The organism is Cupriavidus sp. SW-Y-13, assembly GCF_009793345.1.
Taxonomy (GTDB): Bacteria; Pseudomonadota; Gammaproteobacteria; order Burkholderiales; family Burkholderiaceae; genus Cupriavidus.
This window is the reverse complement of the sequence record NZ_WHLX01000002.1, coordinates 1,358,525-1,374,190: the sequence shown is the minus strand read 5'-3', so window position 1 is coordinate 1,374,190 and position 15,666 is coordinate 1,358,525. Positions and strand designations below refer to the sequence as shown.

Annotated in this window: 15 protein-coding genes; 3 read left to right on the top strand and 12 right to left on the bottom strand. The window is 64.5% G+C overall.

The features are described from left to right. Positions 1-113 precede the first annotated feature (113 nt). The 3 genes from GA566_RS21850 to GA566_RS21840 all read right to left on the bottom strand — a co-directional run bounded on the left by GA566_RS21850 (position 114) and on the right by GA566_RS21840 (position 2,466). Entirely contained in the window at positions 114-1,415 is a 1,302-nt protein-coding gene (locus tag GA566_RS21850) for a type II toxin-antitoxin system HipA family toxin (protein WP_160473988.1), read from the bottom strand. Between the two features lie 3 nt (positions 1,416-1,418). After that, positions 1,419-1,760: a helix-turn-helix domain-containing protein gene (locus GA566_RS21845; RefSeq protein WP_255459601.1), complete on the bottom strand. Its 342-nt coding sequence runs from the start codon at positions 1,758-1,760 to the stop codon at positions 1,419-1,421. A 205-nt stretch (positions 1,761-1,965) separates the two neighbouring features. Next, a complete protein-coding gene (locus tag GA566_RS21840) occupies positions 1,966-2,466 on the bottom strand; it encodes a helix-turn-helix domain-containing protein (protein WP_160473986.1) in 501 nt (166 codons plus the stop codon). A gap of 88 nt (positions 2,467-2,554) precedes the next feature. Between GA566_RS21840 and GA566_RS21835 the strand changes: the two genes are divergently transcribed. Then, on the top strand, positions 2,555-3,175 hold the full coding sequence (locus tag GA566_RS21835; protein WP_137925402.1) for a GNAT family N-acetyltransferase: 621 nt from the start codon (positions 2,555-2,557) through the stop codon (positions 3,173-3,175). Here the strand turns inward: GA566_RS21835 and GA566_RS21830 are convergent. Continuing rightward, on the bottom strand, positions 3,139-4,059 hold the full coding sequence (locus GA566_RS21830; RefSeq protein WP_237380569.1) for a DMT family transporter: 921 nt from the start codon (positions 4,057-4,059) through the stop codon (positions 3,139-3,141). The two genes, GA566_RS21835 and GA566_RS21830, sit on opposite strands and share 37 nt — an antisense overlap. Positions 4,060-4,255: 196 nt before the next feature. On the opposite strand from GA566_RS21830, the gene GA566_RS21825 reads away from it, so the two are divergent. Further along, the gene (locus GA566_RS21825; RefSeq protein ID WP_160473985.1) at positions 4,256-4,975 is read left to right on the top strand and encodes an SDR family oxidoreductase; all 720 of its coding nucleotides are present in this window, start codon (positions 4,256-4,258) and stop codon (positions 4,973-4,975) included. On the opposite strand, the gene GA566_RS21820 is transcribed toward GA566_RS21825, so the two are convergent. From GA566_RS21820 to GA566_RS21785, 8 genes are all read right to left on the bottom strand, one after another. After that, positions 4,972-5,364: a PIN domain-containing protein gene (locus GA566_RS21820; protein ID WP_160473984.1), complete on the bottom strand. Its 393-nt coding sequence runs from the start codon at positions 5,362-5,364 to the stop codon at positions 4,972-4,974. The genes GA566_RS21825 and GA566_RS21820 overlap by 4 nt on opposite strands. Further along, complete coding sequence (locus GA566_RS21815; RefSeq protein ID WP_137925399.1) at positions 5,361-5,738, bottom strand: hypothetical protein; 378 nt, start codon at positions 5,736-5,738, stop codon at positions 5,361-5,363. Before GA566_RS21815 ends, GA566_RS21820 begins: the two co-directional genes overlap by 4 nt. A 150-nt stretch (positions 5,739-5,888) precedes the next feature. Beyond that, positions 5,889-7,334 (bottom strand): MFS transporter, encoded by a 1,446-nt coding sequence (locus GA566_RS21810; protein ID WP_160473983.1) that lies wholly within the window; start codon positions 7,332-7,334, stop codon positions 5,889-5,891. A gap of 97 nt (positions 7,335-7,431) precedes the next feature. Beyond that, the gene (locus GA566_RS21805; protein ID WP_137925397.1) at positions 7,432-7,653 is read right to left on the bottom strand and encodes a hypothetical protein; all 222 of its coding nucleotides are present in this window, start codon (positions 7,651-7,653) and stop codon (positions 7,432-7,434) included. 312 nt (positions 7,654-7,965) lie between these two features. After that, a complete protein-coding gene (locus GA566_RS21800) occupies positions 7,966-9,546 on the bottom strand; it encodes a gamma-glutamyltransferase family protein (protein WP_237380567.1) in 1,581 nt (526 codons plus the stop codon). Further along, positions 9,543-12,131, bottom strand: coding sequence for an ATP-binding cassette domain-containing protein (locus GA566_RS21795; protein ID WP_237380565.1), 2,589 nt, complete (start codon positions 12,129-12,131; stop codon positions 9,543-9,545). Before GA566_RS21795 ends, GA566_RS21800 begins: the two co-directional genes overlap by 4 nt. Next, complete coding sequence (locus tag GA566_RS21790; RefSeq protein WP_137925395.1) at positions 12,128-13,006, bottom strand: branched-chain amino acid ABC transporter permease; 879 nt, start codon at positions 13,004-13,006, stop codon at positions 12,128-12,130. The genes GA566_RS21795 and GA566_RS21790 overlap by 4 nt, the downstream gene beginning before the upstream one ends. A gap of 253 nt (positions 13,007-13,259) precedes the next feature. Beyond that, on the bottom strand, positions 13,260-14,435 hold the full coding sequence (locus GA566_RS21785; RefSeq protein ID WP_160473982.1) for an ABC transporter substrate-binding protein: 1,176 nt from the start codon (positions 14,433-14,435) through the stop codon (positions 13,260-13,262). 238 nt (positions 14,436-14,673) lie between these two features. Here GA566_RS21785 and GA566_RS21780 point away from each other — a divergent pair, with 238 nt between their 5' ends. Then, on the top strand, positions 14,674-15,639 hold the full coding sequence (locus GA566_RS21780) for a polysaccharide deacetylase family protein (protein WP_160473981.1): 966 nt from the start codon (positions 14,674-14,676) through the stop codon (positions 15,637-15,639). Positions 15,640-15,666: the final 27 nt, after the last annotated feature.

Genomic DNA, 15,666 nt, shown 5'->3' with positions numbered 1-15,666 from the left:
AGAAACGCTTAAAAAGTGCGTCTTTATACCCATTTGCACGTTATGGTGCAGCGCCAGACTAGGGCGTTCGCACGGCTATGGTGCAGTGCAATGTGCGGGGGCGGTGCGTGGGACTACTTCAGCAATGACCTTGCAATCCGCATCTGTGCGTTTTCGAATGCCGGAGCGAAATCATCCAAGTCACGGTTCGACATGCCCACTGCGGCCGACTTGCCAACGTTCGCCCATGTGTCGATGGCGCGGCAGACCTGACCCAGCACGCGCTGGACTGCGGACGAATCCAGCCTGAAGTAGCTTGCCACGCCGATGACGGCTTTGATGGAATCCACCGGGCCATAGGCTTCATCGAGCCAAAGCTTGAGTTCCTGGTCCTTGTCGGGGAAGGGATTGATGTCGAACGCGGGCGCCAGGCGCCATTGTCCGTGAGCGACGTGGAGAAAACCGTGGTTTTGCACGTGGTCGTCGACATTCGTAATCAGCAGATTGAAGACGAGGCGACGCCATAGCTCTTCAAGGTCCTCGGCGGGACGCGCACTGTTTGCAATGATGGTTTCCGCGATCTGCGTGTAGGCGTGGTCGTCTTGCCGGGATGCCTGCATCATTGAACCGGCGGAAAGATAGGGAATCCGGCCTCCGCCTTCAACGCGATCGAACCGGCGAATCAGTGCCACGGGGATGTCGTCGGACATGACGACGCGCGAGTCGGAGACGTTGATTCCGGCTGCAGCAGCCAGTTGCAGGGCAAGGACTTCGCCTCGGGTGACGCTGCGATCGTCCTTCACGCTGGGAAACTTTCCGATCGCCAGATGCCCGTCGTCGTCGACGATCGTGCATTTCGGGCGCATGCCACCTATCGACGTACCTCGGCCGCGCAGATATCGCAGGTCCGCTTCGGTTTCCTTGTTCAACTCCACGGCGCGCGATGCCGCCATCAGTTGCGCAAGCTCCAGAAGCGGTGGTGTTCCGCGCTCACCGTCTTCAATGACGCGCAGGAAACGCCTGGTTTCTGGATCGACGAGTCTGATGGCGCCGATCCGGCTTGTGTCGTCGACCCCGAGCAGGTAGTCCATTTCGGTCAGTTCTGCCGATGGCACAGGAAGGTCGTTTCGCTGCGCAGCTTTACGGCGCTTGGCATGGTCGCGCGCGATCACGCGGCAGCCCCAACCATCGGGTTCGGTGTCCGCAAACGCGAAATGGAAGATTGAGTCGTCTTTGCTCGGTGCTTTCCGGAACTGGTTGCCTGAGACGAGAGGAAGGTCAGGGGAGACCGAGAACTTTGCCGAGTCGGATAGCCAAGCGGCGTCGTAGGCGAATGACGAATGCTCCCGTCGTCCGTCACGGGCATAGGCGAGTTCGCCAAGCGGTATGGCCCGCTGACCCAAGGCGACGCCAACCTTCTTCCGCGTCGGGGCCATGGATCAGAGTGCTCCCGAATCAGGCTTTTGCTTCTTGCCTCGAACCCGCTGAGGAAGTTGTTCATTCATCAGGGTCAGCCCGATGTCGTCGTCGGCAGTCTCCAGCAAGCCGCTGATCTTTTCCAGTTCGCCCAATACGAACATTGCTTGCGCGATGGTGCCGATCGGAATGCGGGGGTCGCCTTTTTCCAGGCGTCGCAGCGTGGACACAGATGTCTGGATGCGTTCGGCCATCGACTGCTGAGTCAGCATCCGCCTCCTTCGAGCCATCGATAAATCGCGACCGAGCTTTATCAGAGCGCGCGAAACCGGAGTAGGGACGACGGCAGTGTCCCTATCGCTCATGTACGAGCTTTTAGGCAGTTTAATCGATCCCATGTGAGCGCTTAGATTCCTTCGGAGGTTGCTGCATTATTGGGCAAGCATCATCCGGCCGTCAAGCAGCATGGATTTAATCGCTCACATATGAGCGCTTATTTGCGTTAAGTGCTCATGAGTGAGCGCTAAATCTCGTTGAGGCGCTCACTCATGTCGGCTTCGGCGGTGATGGCTAGTCGTCTGCTCTGACTGGCGCCAACAACGAAATCAACGCCATCTCATTCGGCGCCACAGGGTCGTTGTTTTCGTCCACGAGGGCCGCGCGGACCTTGAGGCCGTTGACCTTCGAGCGGATTTCGGCCGGGCCTTGTCCGCAGGTTGTCAGGTGGTCGTCGCCCCATTGCATCAAGCCCACGATCACGGGCAGCAGCTCGACCGCGGCGCGGGTGGGGTGATAGGCAAAGCGCTCGCGCTCGCCCGGCTCCTTGTAGCCAATCTTGCGGAGCAGGCCGGCCTCGGTCAGCGTTTTCAGCCGGGCAGACAGGACGGCGGGCGAGCACTGGAGCCGCTCCAGGAAATCGTCGAATCGTCGCACACCCGAGAACACATCCCGCAAGATAAGAATGGTCCACTTCTCGCCGATGAGCGACAAGGTGCCGGCAATCGAGCACTGAGCAAAGTCAGCGGGGCTGATCGGCGGGGTTTCGGGTGACGCGATAGGTGTCTTGTCCATGACTTCAGCATAGCAGCCCTAACTTCATTTGCAAAAGCTAGGGTTTCGACTATGCTTCTGGCTATGTAAAACGTAGTCAGGGGTTGTCATGAGCCAAACACAGGGTGCTGCTGCTTATACGGGGATGCCGAACGCGGAAGAATCGTGGCAGGTATCGGGCGGTGCGCGCGTGACGCTGCGCGCGGTACGGCACACGGACCGCGCCGGGCTGCGCGCCTTCATTGATGGCTTGTCGCTGGAGAGCCGCTACTACCGCTATCTGACCGGCGGACGGGTTGCCGACACGATCATCGAGAGTTTCATTGGCTATCGGCCGGATCGCGATGTGGCCGTGGTGCTGACTTCGCCGTCGCCGGATGGTGAGGAGACGATCATTGGCAAGGCCGAATACGTGGTGAATGCCGAAGGCGTGGCCGACCTCGCCGTCGTGGTGGCCGATGGCTGGCAGGGCAAGGGGCTGGGGCGGCGCCTGATCCAGCGGCTCCAGAACATTGCGCGGACCCGCAAGCTGCGGGGGATGCGTGGCGACGTCCTCAGCGAGAACCGCCGCATGCTGGCGATCATGCGCGAGTGCGGCTTCTCCGCACGCCGCAATCCGGAGGACAGCTTCCTGCATGAAGTCAGCCTGACGCTGGGCGCGCCTGCCCCGGCACATCCCGGCCGGCTGACGCCTCAGTGGTTGCCAGCCGACTGGTTCGCCGCCAACTGAGCTTCGTCCTGCGGCGGCGGTCGCTTTCCGCGCGCCGTCACTGTGCAGCCGATGGACGCCGTGATGATGGCCCCGATGGCCACCCACTGGATGGGCGTCAGCTGTTCGTGCAGGAAGGCCAGTCCAGCCAGTGCGCCCATGGCCGGCTCCAGGCTCAGCAGAATGCCGAATGTGCGGCGCGGCAGCCGCTTCAACGCCACCATTTCCAGCGAATAGGGAATCGCGCTCGACATCAGGCCGACGGCCAGCCCGGATAGCAGCAGCGCCGGGCTGAACAGGTCGGTTCCTGCATGCGCCACGCCAAACGGCACCGCCACGATGGCTGCCATGGTCATGCCCAGCGAGGTCGCCTGCCCACCATGGGCGTTTCCCGCCATCTGGCCGAACACGATATAGAGCGCCCAACCCACGCCGGCAGCCAGCGCGTAGCCGATACCGACCGGGTCCAGATGCGTCGAGGCTTCGCCGAGCGGTAGCAGCAGGATCAGACCCAGTACGGCACATGCGATCCACACGAAGTCGATGGCGCGGCGTGATGACAGCACCGCCACCGCCAGTGGCCCGGTGAATTCGATCGCAATGGCCAGACCCAGGGGGATCGTGCGCAGCGACATATAGAACAGCAGGTTCGTGGCGCCGAGCGCGGCCCCGTACAGCGCGATGGCGCGGGCATGGGCGCCCGACAGCGGAAAGCGCCAGGGCCGCCAGACAGCAATCAGGATCAGCGCGGCGAACGACACGCGCATGGCAACCGTGCCTTGTGCGCCGACGGCGCCAAACAGGCTTTTGGCGAACGATGTGCCAATGCATAGCGACGCCATCGACGCGATGAGCGCCAGCACGGCAAGCAGCGTATCGCTCTGTTTGAGGCGGGAAAGCGGCAATTGTGATCCTGGGTGCGATGGCCCCGTGGCGGGGTGGTGCGGCATCATGCCCCAACATTGCGCGGCCAACCATGCACAGATGCCGTGATCCGCCACTGTACAGTTGCCTCCGACGCCGCATCTGGCGAAGCGCGGTGCCACGCACTATGGTTGAGAGACCCCAGCGGGGCAGACACCCCCTTTCCAGGAGATCGCCATGGAAGCCAGTGCCGTCCGCCGTCATGTTGTCATCACCGGTGCCGCCGGCGCCCTCGGCCGTGCCATCGCCAGCCGGTTTGCAGCGGAAGGCGCGCGGCTTGCGCTGATCGACCGCGACCTGCAGCATCTGCAGAGCGTGTTCGCCCATCCCGAACCCGACCACGGCGGTACCTTGCTGCACGCCGCCGATGTCACATCGGATACGGCCATGGCCCCGGTGGCAGCAGCCATCCTCGATGCATTGGGCTCGGTCGATGTGCTTGTGCATGTGGCCGGCGGGTTCGAGATGGGTGAGCCCACCCACGCGCTGAGCCGCGAGTCGTTTGTACGGATGATGGATCTCAATGCGTGGTCCTTCGTGGCCGTTACCGGCCACTTCATTCCGGCGATGAAGTTCCAGCAGCGCGGAAAAGTAGTGGCCGTGTCCGCGCGAGCTGCCAGCCAGGGCGCTGCGGCAATGGGTGCCTACACCGCGTCCAAGAGCGCGTTGCAGCGACTGGTAGAAAGCCTGTCCCACGAGGTGCGCACCTCTGGCATCAACGTGAACAGCATCGCCCCGAGTATTCTCGTTACCCCCGCCAACCGGCACGCGATGCCTGCCGCCGACCATGCGCTTTGGGTGTCTACCGGCGCGGCGGCGCGCGCCGTGGCGTTCCTGGCCTCGGATGCGGCAGAGGCGGTGCATGGGCAGCATATGGTGCTGGATGGATTGAGCTAGTTGACCAGGCGCATGCCGTTTTCCTTCGCCTTGCGATCGAATGTGAGCGTCTGGGAGCAGCCCGCCGCCTCGCATGTGCGCGTGATCAGGCAGTCGGCGAAATCGCCCTTTTTCTCCCGGAACAGGTAGAGCGCCGACTTCACGATATCGGAGGACTCCACGACGAGTTCGTCGCTGCGGATCATGTACTCGACGACGCGCGCGATCGTGCTCCGGTCCGCGCCGTAGTGGCGCCGCATGGTCCAGACCACCTCGACCAGCACGGCAATCGGGATGAAACCCCGCAGGCTCGTGGAGAGCGACCTCATGATGGAAGTCGCCCTCGGTGTCATGCTGGGGTCATCTCGCGCAAGGAATCTCAGCACGATGTTCGAGTCCAGTCCGATCATGCGAAGCTCCTCAGGTAGCGCTCGCTGGCTGCGTCGGCAATGACTGCGTCCAGTTCTTCCAGCGTTGGCGCGGAACATGAAGCCAGATGGCCCAGACAGCCTTCGAGCTGCACCACGGAACACCGCTGGCCCGGCCGAAGCGGCGGCAGCGTCCGGTTGAAGTCGGCATCGGCACGGGTATCCAGCGTTTCAAGATCCGCAACAGCCGCGCCAATCTCTGCCTCGGTCGGCGTCCGCACCCGGCCCAGGCAGCCTTCGAGATGGTGGATCGAGAAATGATGGTCGGCTGCCACGCTAGCGTCAGCGGATGTGGGAGCCGATGTGGAAGCTGATGTGGAAGCCGTGGTGTCGGCTGCCAGGGTTGCTGCATTCATGGTTGTGCCCCTCGGTTGGTTGTTGGCCCGGCAGCGCATTGGCGCCCGGTGCAACCATTCTCGGGGGAGGGCCGACGAAGCGATATGGGACGGTTCTCAAAGTGGCGGCCAGCCGTTTGCGTCCAATCAAAGGGTCAACCAACGGGCCGGTCAGTCCCTCTCGGCGCCCAGCGGCGGCGCAATGTCCTCCAGCGCCCGTCGTTCTGCATCCACGCCGAATCGCAGCGCCATCAGCCCCGCCACGATCACCAGGGTGGCGCCGATGCCGTAGCCGATAGCCACCGCGCCGCGGCTGCCGGTCTCGATCAGCATGCCGAACAGCACTGGCGCGATGAAACCACCGGTGCCCGTGCCCACGGCGTAGAACACGGAGATGGCCAGCGCGCGCATTTCCAGTGGGAAGACCTCGCTGGCGGTCAGGTAGGCCGAGCTTGCGGCTGCCGACGCCAGGAAGAACACGGCGGACCAGCATAGCGCCTGCGAGCGCGCATCGAGGTGTCCTTCCACAAAGGCCCAGCCCGTGGCCGCAAGTCCGATCCCGGAAAGCACATAGGTCACGGCAATCATCTTGCGACGCCCGATGCGATCGAACAATGGTCCTAGCAGGAACGGACCCAGCGCGTTGCCGAGCGCGAACGGGAAGATGTAGAGCGCCACGCGCTCGTCCGGCACGGCATAGAAGCGCGTCAGCACCAGCGCGTAGGTGAAGAAGATGGCGTTGTAGAAGAATGCCTGCGCCACCATCAGCGCCAGCACCACAACGCTGCGCGAACGGTAGCGGTGGACCAGCAGGCGCACGATATCGCGCAGCGCGGGGATGGGTTTGCCGGCGTAGGCCACCACCGCGCGCGGGTCCACGGCGGGCAGCGGGCCATGTTGGCGTGATACCTCGGCTTCAATGGCGTCGATGACCCGGCCGGCTTCCGCGTGACGGCCGTGGGTGGTCAGCCAGCGTGGACTCTCCGGGATATGCCGGCGGATCAGCACGATAGCCACGGCCAGCAGGGCGCCCAGGCCGAAGCAGACGCGCCAGCCCCAGACCGGGCCGAATACGCGAGGATCGAGCAGTATCAGGCTCAGTCCGGCACCCAACGCGGCGCCGAGCCAGAAGCTGCCGTTGATCGCCAGGTTCACGCGGCCACGCACGCGGGCGGGAATCAGTTCGTCGATGGCCGAGTTGATGGCTGCGTATTCGCCACCGATGCCCAGGCCTGTGACAAATCGGCACACCGCGAAGAACGCGAAGTTGGGCGAGAAGGCGGTGGCGAGCGTGGCAGCCATGTAGACCGCCAGCGTGGCGAGGAACAGCTTCTTGCGGCCGAGCCGGTCGGCCATCCGCCCGAAGACCAGTGCGCCGAACACAGCCCCGAGGATGTAGAGCGAGCCGCTCCAGCCCACCTGCGTGGCATCGAGCGCCAGCGTGTCGGGCCGTTCCAGCACGGCGCCCACCGAACCGACCAACGTGACTTCCAGACCGTCGAGCACCCACGCAACGCCAAGCGCAATGGCTACGCGCCAGTGCCATGCCGACCACGGCAGACGGTCAAGCCGTGCGGGAATGTCCGATTGCCAGCCGGTGGAGGAGGGTTGTGTCATGAGTGTGAATGCGGCGCTGGGCGATACGCAGCGCCGTATTCACGGGATGATAAGCACAGGCGGTGCAATTGCCTGTCGGTGAACCACTGATACGTCGTCAGCCCATTCGACCCACGGCGGCCAGCATCGAACGGCCGTGAGCGGTGATTTGCGGGCAAGGGCGTTTGCCCTGTTCGGATTGCAGGACCACCAGTTCGTGGTTGATCAGGGCGTCGAGATCGACGGGATCGATTTCACGCGATGCGGCAGTGGTGTCGTTACGCGTTTGGGGGCCATTGCCGATCAGCATCAGCGTGGCAAGTTCATGTGGGCTCAGCACGGTGTTCTCCTTGGCGAGAGGGGAGCGGTTGCTGGGGACATAGGGACGCGCTTCTCAGCGGTACTTCATCGGCGATGTGCCGATGCTGGGGGGCGCCTCTCCGTCGAGATTCTGGACTATCGCGCTGCAGCTTGCACGCTGCATTGCATCGTGATCCGCAGTCGACAGTCATTGCATTGGACGGGGCGCCCCGGCATCGGTTCCGGACCGATACAAAACCGCTACACAACGCAGGGTTGTCATCCCCTCGTCATGCAGGCTTCGCCTTGCCTGCATGATGCAACAGGATTGTCATCTGATGATGCAAGCCCCTCACGCGCTCATGGCGATGCCGTCGCTGCGCGGGTCGTGGGCGCCTGCACGGTGTCCGTCGTCGTACAACGCGATGGCACCGGGATGGCCTGCCAGCGGGCTTTGCGCGGGGATGACGCTGACCTCGTGCCCGCGCGCGGCCAGCGCAGCGATCACATCGTCGCCGGCATCGGCCTCGATCTTGAGGCTGTCGCGCGTATCGGAGAATGTGCGGCCGAGCAGAAAACGTGGTCGCGACAGCGCGGTGAGCGGGTCCATGCCGTGGTCGATCAGGCGAGTGAGCACGGTGGCCAACGTCTGAGGCTGACCGTCTGCACCCTGTGTGCCATAGAGCAATCGCGGCTTGCCGCCGCGCAGGTACATGCCCGGGTTCAACGTATGAAACGGACGCTTTCCTGCTGCAATGCAATTGGGATGCCGCGTGTCCGTGCTGAAGGCGGCGCCACGGTTGTGCCACAGGATGCCGGTATCGCCGGCCACCACGCCGCTGCCCCAATCGAAATACACGGTCTGCAGCACGCTTGCGCAGCGGCCTTCGCCATCCACCGCCGCGAGATACACGGTGTCGCCGTGCTGGTAGACGTGTGGCCACGGCAATGCGTGCGTCATATCGATATGCGCAGCCAGTGCGGAAAGCCGCGTCGGCGACAGCATCTCGTCCGTCGGCACGGCATGGAACTCGGGGTCCGCCACGTAGCGGTTGCGTTCGATGAACGCCTGTTTCACGGCCTCCACGAGCACGTGATAGTAGTCCGCGCTGCCTTCCTCCAGGCTCCCGATGTCGAACCGCTCCAGGATGCCCATGATCTGCAGCGTGGTCACACCTTGCGTGGGCGGCGGCAGGCTCAGTAGCTCGCCGCCGCGATATGGCACGCGCAGCGGCGCTTCATCGCGCGCGGCAGTGCGGGCCAGATCCTGCATCGACAACGGAGAACCCGCTTCGCGCAGACCAGCGACGATACGCTCGGCCAGTTCGCCTTCGTAGAATTCGCGCGCGCCATGCGTGGCAATGCGCGCCAGGCTGCGGCCCAGCGCGGGTTGGCGCAGCCAATCGCCGGCTTCGGGCAGCCTGCCATCGGGCATGAACGTGCTCGAGAAGCCGGGCCAGCTACCAACTTCGTCCTTGCGGAAGGCTTGCCAGAAGCGCTGCGACGGCGTGACCTCGAATCCTTCATGCGCCAGCGTGATGGCGCGCTGGAACAGGCTGCTCCAATTCTGGGTGCCACCCCACTGGCCGCGGCTGATGGCGAACGCGCGGTCCCAGGTATCGACCGTGGCAGCGGTGGTGAGGGCGGACGCGGCGCCGCGCGTGGGAATCGCATCGCCGTAGTCCGGCAGCGTGCCGGCGGCCTGCCCTATGCCGGACAACGTGCGCACGTTGCCCGCGCCATCGCTGACGATGAAGAACGCATCGCCGCCCAATCCCGTGAAGTGCGGGTAAGTCACGGCCAGCGTTGCGCCGATGGCGATCACGGCCTCGATGGCATTTCCGCCGGCGCGCAGGACTTCCAGCCCCGCCTCGCTGGCCAGTGCATGCGGGCTGGTGACCATGCCCGCGCGGGAAGTGGCGAGCCGGCTCATGCGTGTTGTCCGCCGAGGTAAGCCTGCACCAGTGCGGGATCGCGCGCCAGCGTCTCCGCATCGCCGCTCGCCACCACGCGGCCTTCTTCGAGCACGTAGGCGCGGTCTGCCAGAGACAGCGCAAGGGCCGCCATCTGGTCTACCAGCAGAATCGTGATCGACGCTTCGCGCAGCTTGTCGAGCGAGGCGAACAGTTCGTCGATAACCTTCGGCGCGAGGCCCAGCGATGGCTCGTCGAGCAGCACCACGGTCGGCTTCGACATCAGACCACGTGCCACGGCCAGCATCTGCTGCTCCCCGCCGGACAGCAGCCCGGCGCGTTGATGCTGCCGCTCGCGCAGGCGCGGGAAGCGCGTGAACATCGATTCAACCCGCTGCAGCATCTCTGAGCGCGCGATGCGGCCCGAGGGGAAGGCGCCGAGTTTCAGGTTGTCGAGCACTGACAGTTCAGGGAAGACCTGCCGGCCTTCGGGCACCAGCACCACACCCATTTCGACGATGCGTGCGGCATCGAGTCGGGCCAGGTCGGTGCCGTCGAACGTGATGCCACCCTGTACGGGGCGATGCAGGCCGGCCATCGCACGCATCAACGTGGACTTGCCTGCACCATTGGCGCCGAGGAGCGCCACCATCTCGCCCTCGCGCACCTGCAGATCCACATCGTGCAGCACGGGGGCCGCGCCATAGCCGGCACGCAGGCGGCTGACGCCGATGACTTCGGGCAACTGCGCAGCGTTCTTCGATGCCGCACGATGACGCGTAGGTACCGCTGCCGCATCGCCGAGATACGCGCGGCGCACGGCGGGGTCCTCGCGTACGGCATCGGGCGTGCCCGCAGCCAGATGCTGGCCTGCGTCGATCACGACGATGCTGTCCGACACGTCCATGACCAGCGACATATCGTGTTCGACCAGACCCACGGCCACGCCGCTGTCCGCAATCTTGCGCAGCAGACGGCCGAGCGTGGCCTTGTCTTCGCGCGAGAGGCCGGCAGCCGGTTCGTCGAGCAGCAATACAGCAGGCCGCGTTGCCAGTGCGCGTGCGATTTCCACGAGTCGGCGATCCACGTGCGCGAGGTCCGCTGCGCTCGTGTCGGGGTTGCCCATGTAGCCGCAGGCGGCCAGCAGTGCGCGGGCTTCGTCGCGTACGGACGGTGCGGTGAAACCGGCAATGCCGAGGAACGTCCCGAGCTTGCCGCGCGACAGCGCAATCGCCACGTTATCCAGCGCACTCATGCCCGCGAACAGTTGCGTAGTCTGGTAGGTGCGAGAGATGCCTTGCCGCGCGCTGTGGCACGCGCCACGAGCGGGCAGGGTGTCGCTGCCGAGCTTGCGACCCCCCGCGCGCGGACGGTAGTAGCCTGACAGCATGTTCAGGACGGTGGACTTGCCCGCACCGTTGGGGCCGATCAGGCTCGTCACCTGTCCAGGAGGAAGATCGAACGAAAGGTTGTCCACGGCACGCACGCCGCCGAACACCATCGACAGACCGAGCGCGGAAAGTCCTCGCCGCGCCTCTGGTGCGCGCGCGGGCAGCGTGGCACCGGTCACGGCGTCGTGCTGGGCTGCGGCCTTGGGATGCAGGCGGCGGAACGCGGATGTTGCGACACCAACGAGACCGGTCGGTGCAACCCACAACACCACCAGCAGCAGTACGCCGAAGCACAGCAGGCGCAGGTTTTCCAGGCTCGACAGGATCTCGGGCAACAGGCCGACGATGATGGCGCCTGCCACTGGTCCCGCCACCGTACCTGCACCGCCGATCATCACCACGAGCACGAACAGGATCGACTGCAGGAACGAGAACATGCCCGGCGTGACCATGCCCTGCAGCGGCGCGAAGAGTCCACCTGCCAGACCGGCCAGTGCTGCCGAGAATGCGAAGCCTACGGTCTTGACCACCAGTGGATTCACGCCGATCGATGCAGCGGCGGCTTCGCTGTCGCGTACTGCACGCATCGCGGCACCCCAGCTACCGCGCGAAATGCGAGCGTAAGCCGCCAGCGCCACACCGAGTACGGCGATGGCGATCAGCGCCAGCGCGCGCTCGCCACCTTCGACACCAGGCAGCGAAGGCTGCGCGATACCCATCAGGCCGTTCTGCCCGCCAGTCAGGGCACGCCATTCCACCGCGCCGTGTTCGACGATAAAGCCGAATGCAATGGTCACCATCGCCAGACCCGGCCCCTTGACACGTAGCGCAGGCAGCGCCAGCAATGCGCCGAGTACGGCGGCGATCAGCATGCCCACCGGCCATGCGGCCCAGAAGCTCCAGCCGGCCTGTCCGGTCAGGATCGCCACCGTATAGGCGCCGATGGCGTAGAAGCCGACATGGCCGAACGATACCTGCCCGGTCAGCCCAAGCAGCAGATTCAGTCCGACGCCGCAGATCGCCAGCATGGCGACCCCGGCAATCACGAATACGAAGTAGCCGTTAAGCGTCAGTGTGAGTGCAGCGGATGCCACCAGCACGGCGATCATCGACGCGATCTGCAGCGGCGTGCCGAGGCCGAGCACGGGTGCGGCGGCGCGGGGTGCGTGGGTGGCGGGTGTGGTTGGCACCGGGGAAGTCATTGTCTTGCTCATACCTTGCGCACCTCCGCGCGTCCGAACAGACCATCGGGCCGCAGGGCCAGGATGGCGATCACCAGCGCGAACGTGATGATCTGGGTGTAGCTGGAACCCAGCGATGCGGTGATCATCGCCTCGACCAAACCAAAGATCAGGCCGGCCACCATCACGCCCCATGCGCTCGACAGTCCGCCGAGAATTGCCACGGCAAACGCCTTGAGACCGAAGACGGTGCCCATGTCTGCCTGCACGTTGAACAGCGGGGCGATCAGCACGCCAGCGATACCGGCGAGCAATGTGGAAAGTGCGAACGCGCCGGCAATGGTGCGACGGATGGGAATCCCCATCAGGCGTGCCGCATCGCGGTTTTGCACCACGGCCAGCATCGCCACGCCCCAGCGCGATTTGCGCAGTACGTAGTGGAGGACGGCGGCCAGCGCGAGTCCTACCACCGGAATCACGAGTTGCAGCGGATAGACGCCCACGCCCGTGCTGCCAAGTTGCACCGATTGCGTGGCGAGCGGGGAGGGCAGGCTGCGCGGCTCCGTGCCGAACCAGAGCATCACCACGTTATCGAGCACGATGCCCAGTGCTACGGTTGCCATCAGCCACGCGTTGGAGCCACGGCTTGCAAACGGACGCACTGCGAGGAATTCGACGGCAAGGCCGTAGAGCGCGCACAACGCGAGCGCCAGCAGGATAGCCAGCGGCATCGGCCAGCCCAGCGTCTGCGCGAACGTGTAGGTGAGCACGGCGCCCAGCATCATCGAGCTGCCCTGCGCGAAATTGACCGTGGCCGATACCGCGTAGGTGATGTGAAATCCCAGCGCCATCAGCCCGTACATGCTGCCCAGGCCAAGCCCGCTGATCAGGGCGGATATCCATAACATGGTGAGTCCTTATTCTTTCTTCTTTCGGGGTGTTCTCCCCTCTCCCGCAAGCGGGAGAGGGGCGGGGGAGAGGGCCAGCGGTGCAAATTGCCATGTGGTCGGCAAGCAGACCCTCCGGCCCTCACCCCCAACCCCTCTCCCGCCGCGCGGGAGAGGGGAGCAAAAACAGCGGGATATCAAAATGCTGTCGGTGTTCGCCCCTCTCCCGCATTGCGGGAGAGGGGCGAACACAATGCGGCGGAAACAGGAAGCCTTACTTCTTCACCGGCACGATCCGGTTGTCGATGAACTGCGCCCACACGTAGTCGTTCTCGCCCAGCGCGTCATGCTGTTGCGGCGAGAACGGCTTCACGTAGGTCTTGATCAGACCTTCGTAGCGGTCGATCTTGTAGAAGCCTTCGCGGATCGCGTCGCCCTTGGTGCTGCCGGCCTTGGCGATAGCAAGCGCGGCGAGTTGCGTGGCGTCGTACGCATTGGCTACGCCCACTGCAGGCGTGATGTCGTCGGGCCCCTTGATGTCGCTGTACTTGGCCTTGAGGTCGGCCACTACGCGATTGCTGACCGGAGTCTGGGTGCCGAAGAAGCTGTACGTCTGCACGAAGTGAACGTTCTTCGCGTTCGGTCCCGCCAGTTCGGTGAAACGGCCGCCTGCGGGGCCCCAGTGCGAAACCACCGGCACCTTCCAGCCCATGCGATCGAGCGATTTCACGACCTGTGCCGACGGCCCCACGTTGCCGACCATCAGCAGCACATCGGCACCGGCAGCCTTCAGGCGGCCCAGTTGCGGCACCACGTCTACATCGGTGCCTTCGAATTTCTCGATGCCCACCGGCTTGCCGCCCTTGGCGGCCATCGCGGCGACGATGCCTTTCTCGTTCGATTCACCCCACGGGTTGTTCACGAGGATCAGGCCAACCTTGGTGGCGCTGAAAGTCTTCTGCGCGTACTGCACCATGGCCTTGTCCACCACTTCGTCCACTGCCGAGACACGGAAGGCAAAGTTCGGATTCGCGCCGTTATGCGTGATGGGCGTGCCTGCGGCCCACGGACCCATGAACGGCACCTTCTCCTGGTTGGCGATCGGCACGATGGCCAGCGAGACCGGCGTATCGAGACCGCCGAACAGCACCGCCACCTTCTCCTTGTAGATCAGTTCGCGCGCAGCCAGCACACCCTTGGCCGGGTTGCCTTCGTCGTCGCGGCGCACCAGTTCCAGCTTGCGGCCGCCCAGCAGGCCGCCACGGGCGTTGATCTCGTCGATGGCGATGGTGATACCGCGCGTCAGCGATTCGCCCGCCCGCGCAGACTGGCCGGACAGCGCCGTGATCAGGCCGATCTTGATGGTGTCGGCGGCGAGCGCCGGCAGCGTGGTCATCGCAAGGGCGGCAGCGGCGGTGGCGAGCAGTGCGCGGCGTTGGGGACGAAACATGGCAGATCTCCGGGGGTTGGATGGGATTCGCCGGGTGGGCTTGCAAGAGCCATGCCACGGCGTTGACAAATCCACCCCAAGGTCCGCGACATAACGGATTCCCAAGCGTTGACGATCTGGCCCGCAATTTGCGAACGATTGGTATCGATCAGTGCATACGATCACAAACGGGGCGCGGCGCACGAAGGCGGTGCGCAGCGGCCCGGCGGATGCACCAACCAGAAGAAAGGCAACGTTCATGACCCTCAATCCGAGTCCGCTGGCTGCTGCGCAGGCCGCTGCGGCACCCACGTTCGGTCCGCTGCGCCACCATGGCCGCTTTCCGTATCGGCCCATCATCGATGTCGATCACTTCCGCTGGCCGAATGGCGCACGGCTGGCCGTCTATCTGGGCTTCAATATCGAGCACTTCGCGTTTGGCGAGGGGTTGGGTGCGAACCTCGGCCCCGTATCGCCGCAGCCTGACGTGCTGAACTACAGCTGGCGCGAGTATGGCAATCGCGTGGGCGCATGGCGTTGCCTGGAGTTGTTCGATCAGTTGGAGATGCCTGCCGGCGTGATCCTGAACACCGCGCTCTACGATCACTGCCCGGAACTGCTCGACGCCTGTCTGGAACGTGGAGACGAACTGATCGGCCATGGTCATACCAATGCGCATCGGCAGAGCGAATTCGATGAAGCAGGGGAGCGCGCACTGATCGAACATTGCCGCGACCGTATCCAGTCGCACAGCGGTCGCGCCCCGACGGGCTGGCTGTCGCCATGGATCTCCGAGACGATGGCCACGCCGGATCTGCTGGCCGAAGCCGGTTACCGCTACACGCTGAACTGGGCACACGATGACCGCCCGGTGCCGATGCAGACGCGTGACGGCGGCGCGATCTGGTCGATTCCCTATCCGCAGGAACTGAACGATATCCCGATGATCATCGGTCGCCAGCTCGACGGCGCGGCGTTTGCCGATATGATCATCGACCAGTTCGATGAGATGCTGCTGCAGGCCAACCATCCGCAGCATCCCCAGCCGCTGGTGATGGGCATTGCGCTGCATCCGTATCTCGTGGGCCAGCCGTACCGGCTGCGCCACCTGCGGCGCGCACTGGCGCATATCGCCGCGCGGCGCTCGCATGGCGATGTGTGGATGACCACGCCCGGCGCGATCTGCGACGCGATGGAGCAGGTTGCGAAAACGGCTTCGCGCTAACATCATGGCCATCGTTTCCCTGACCGA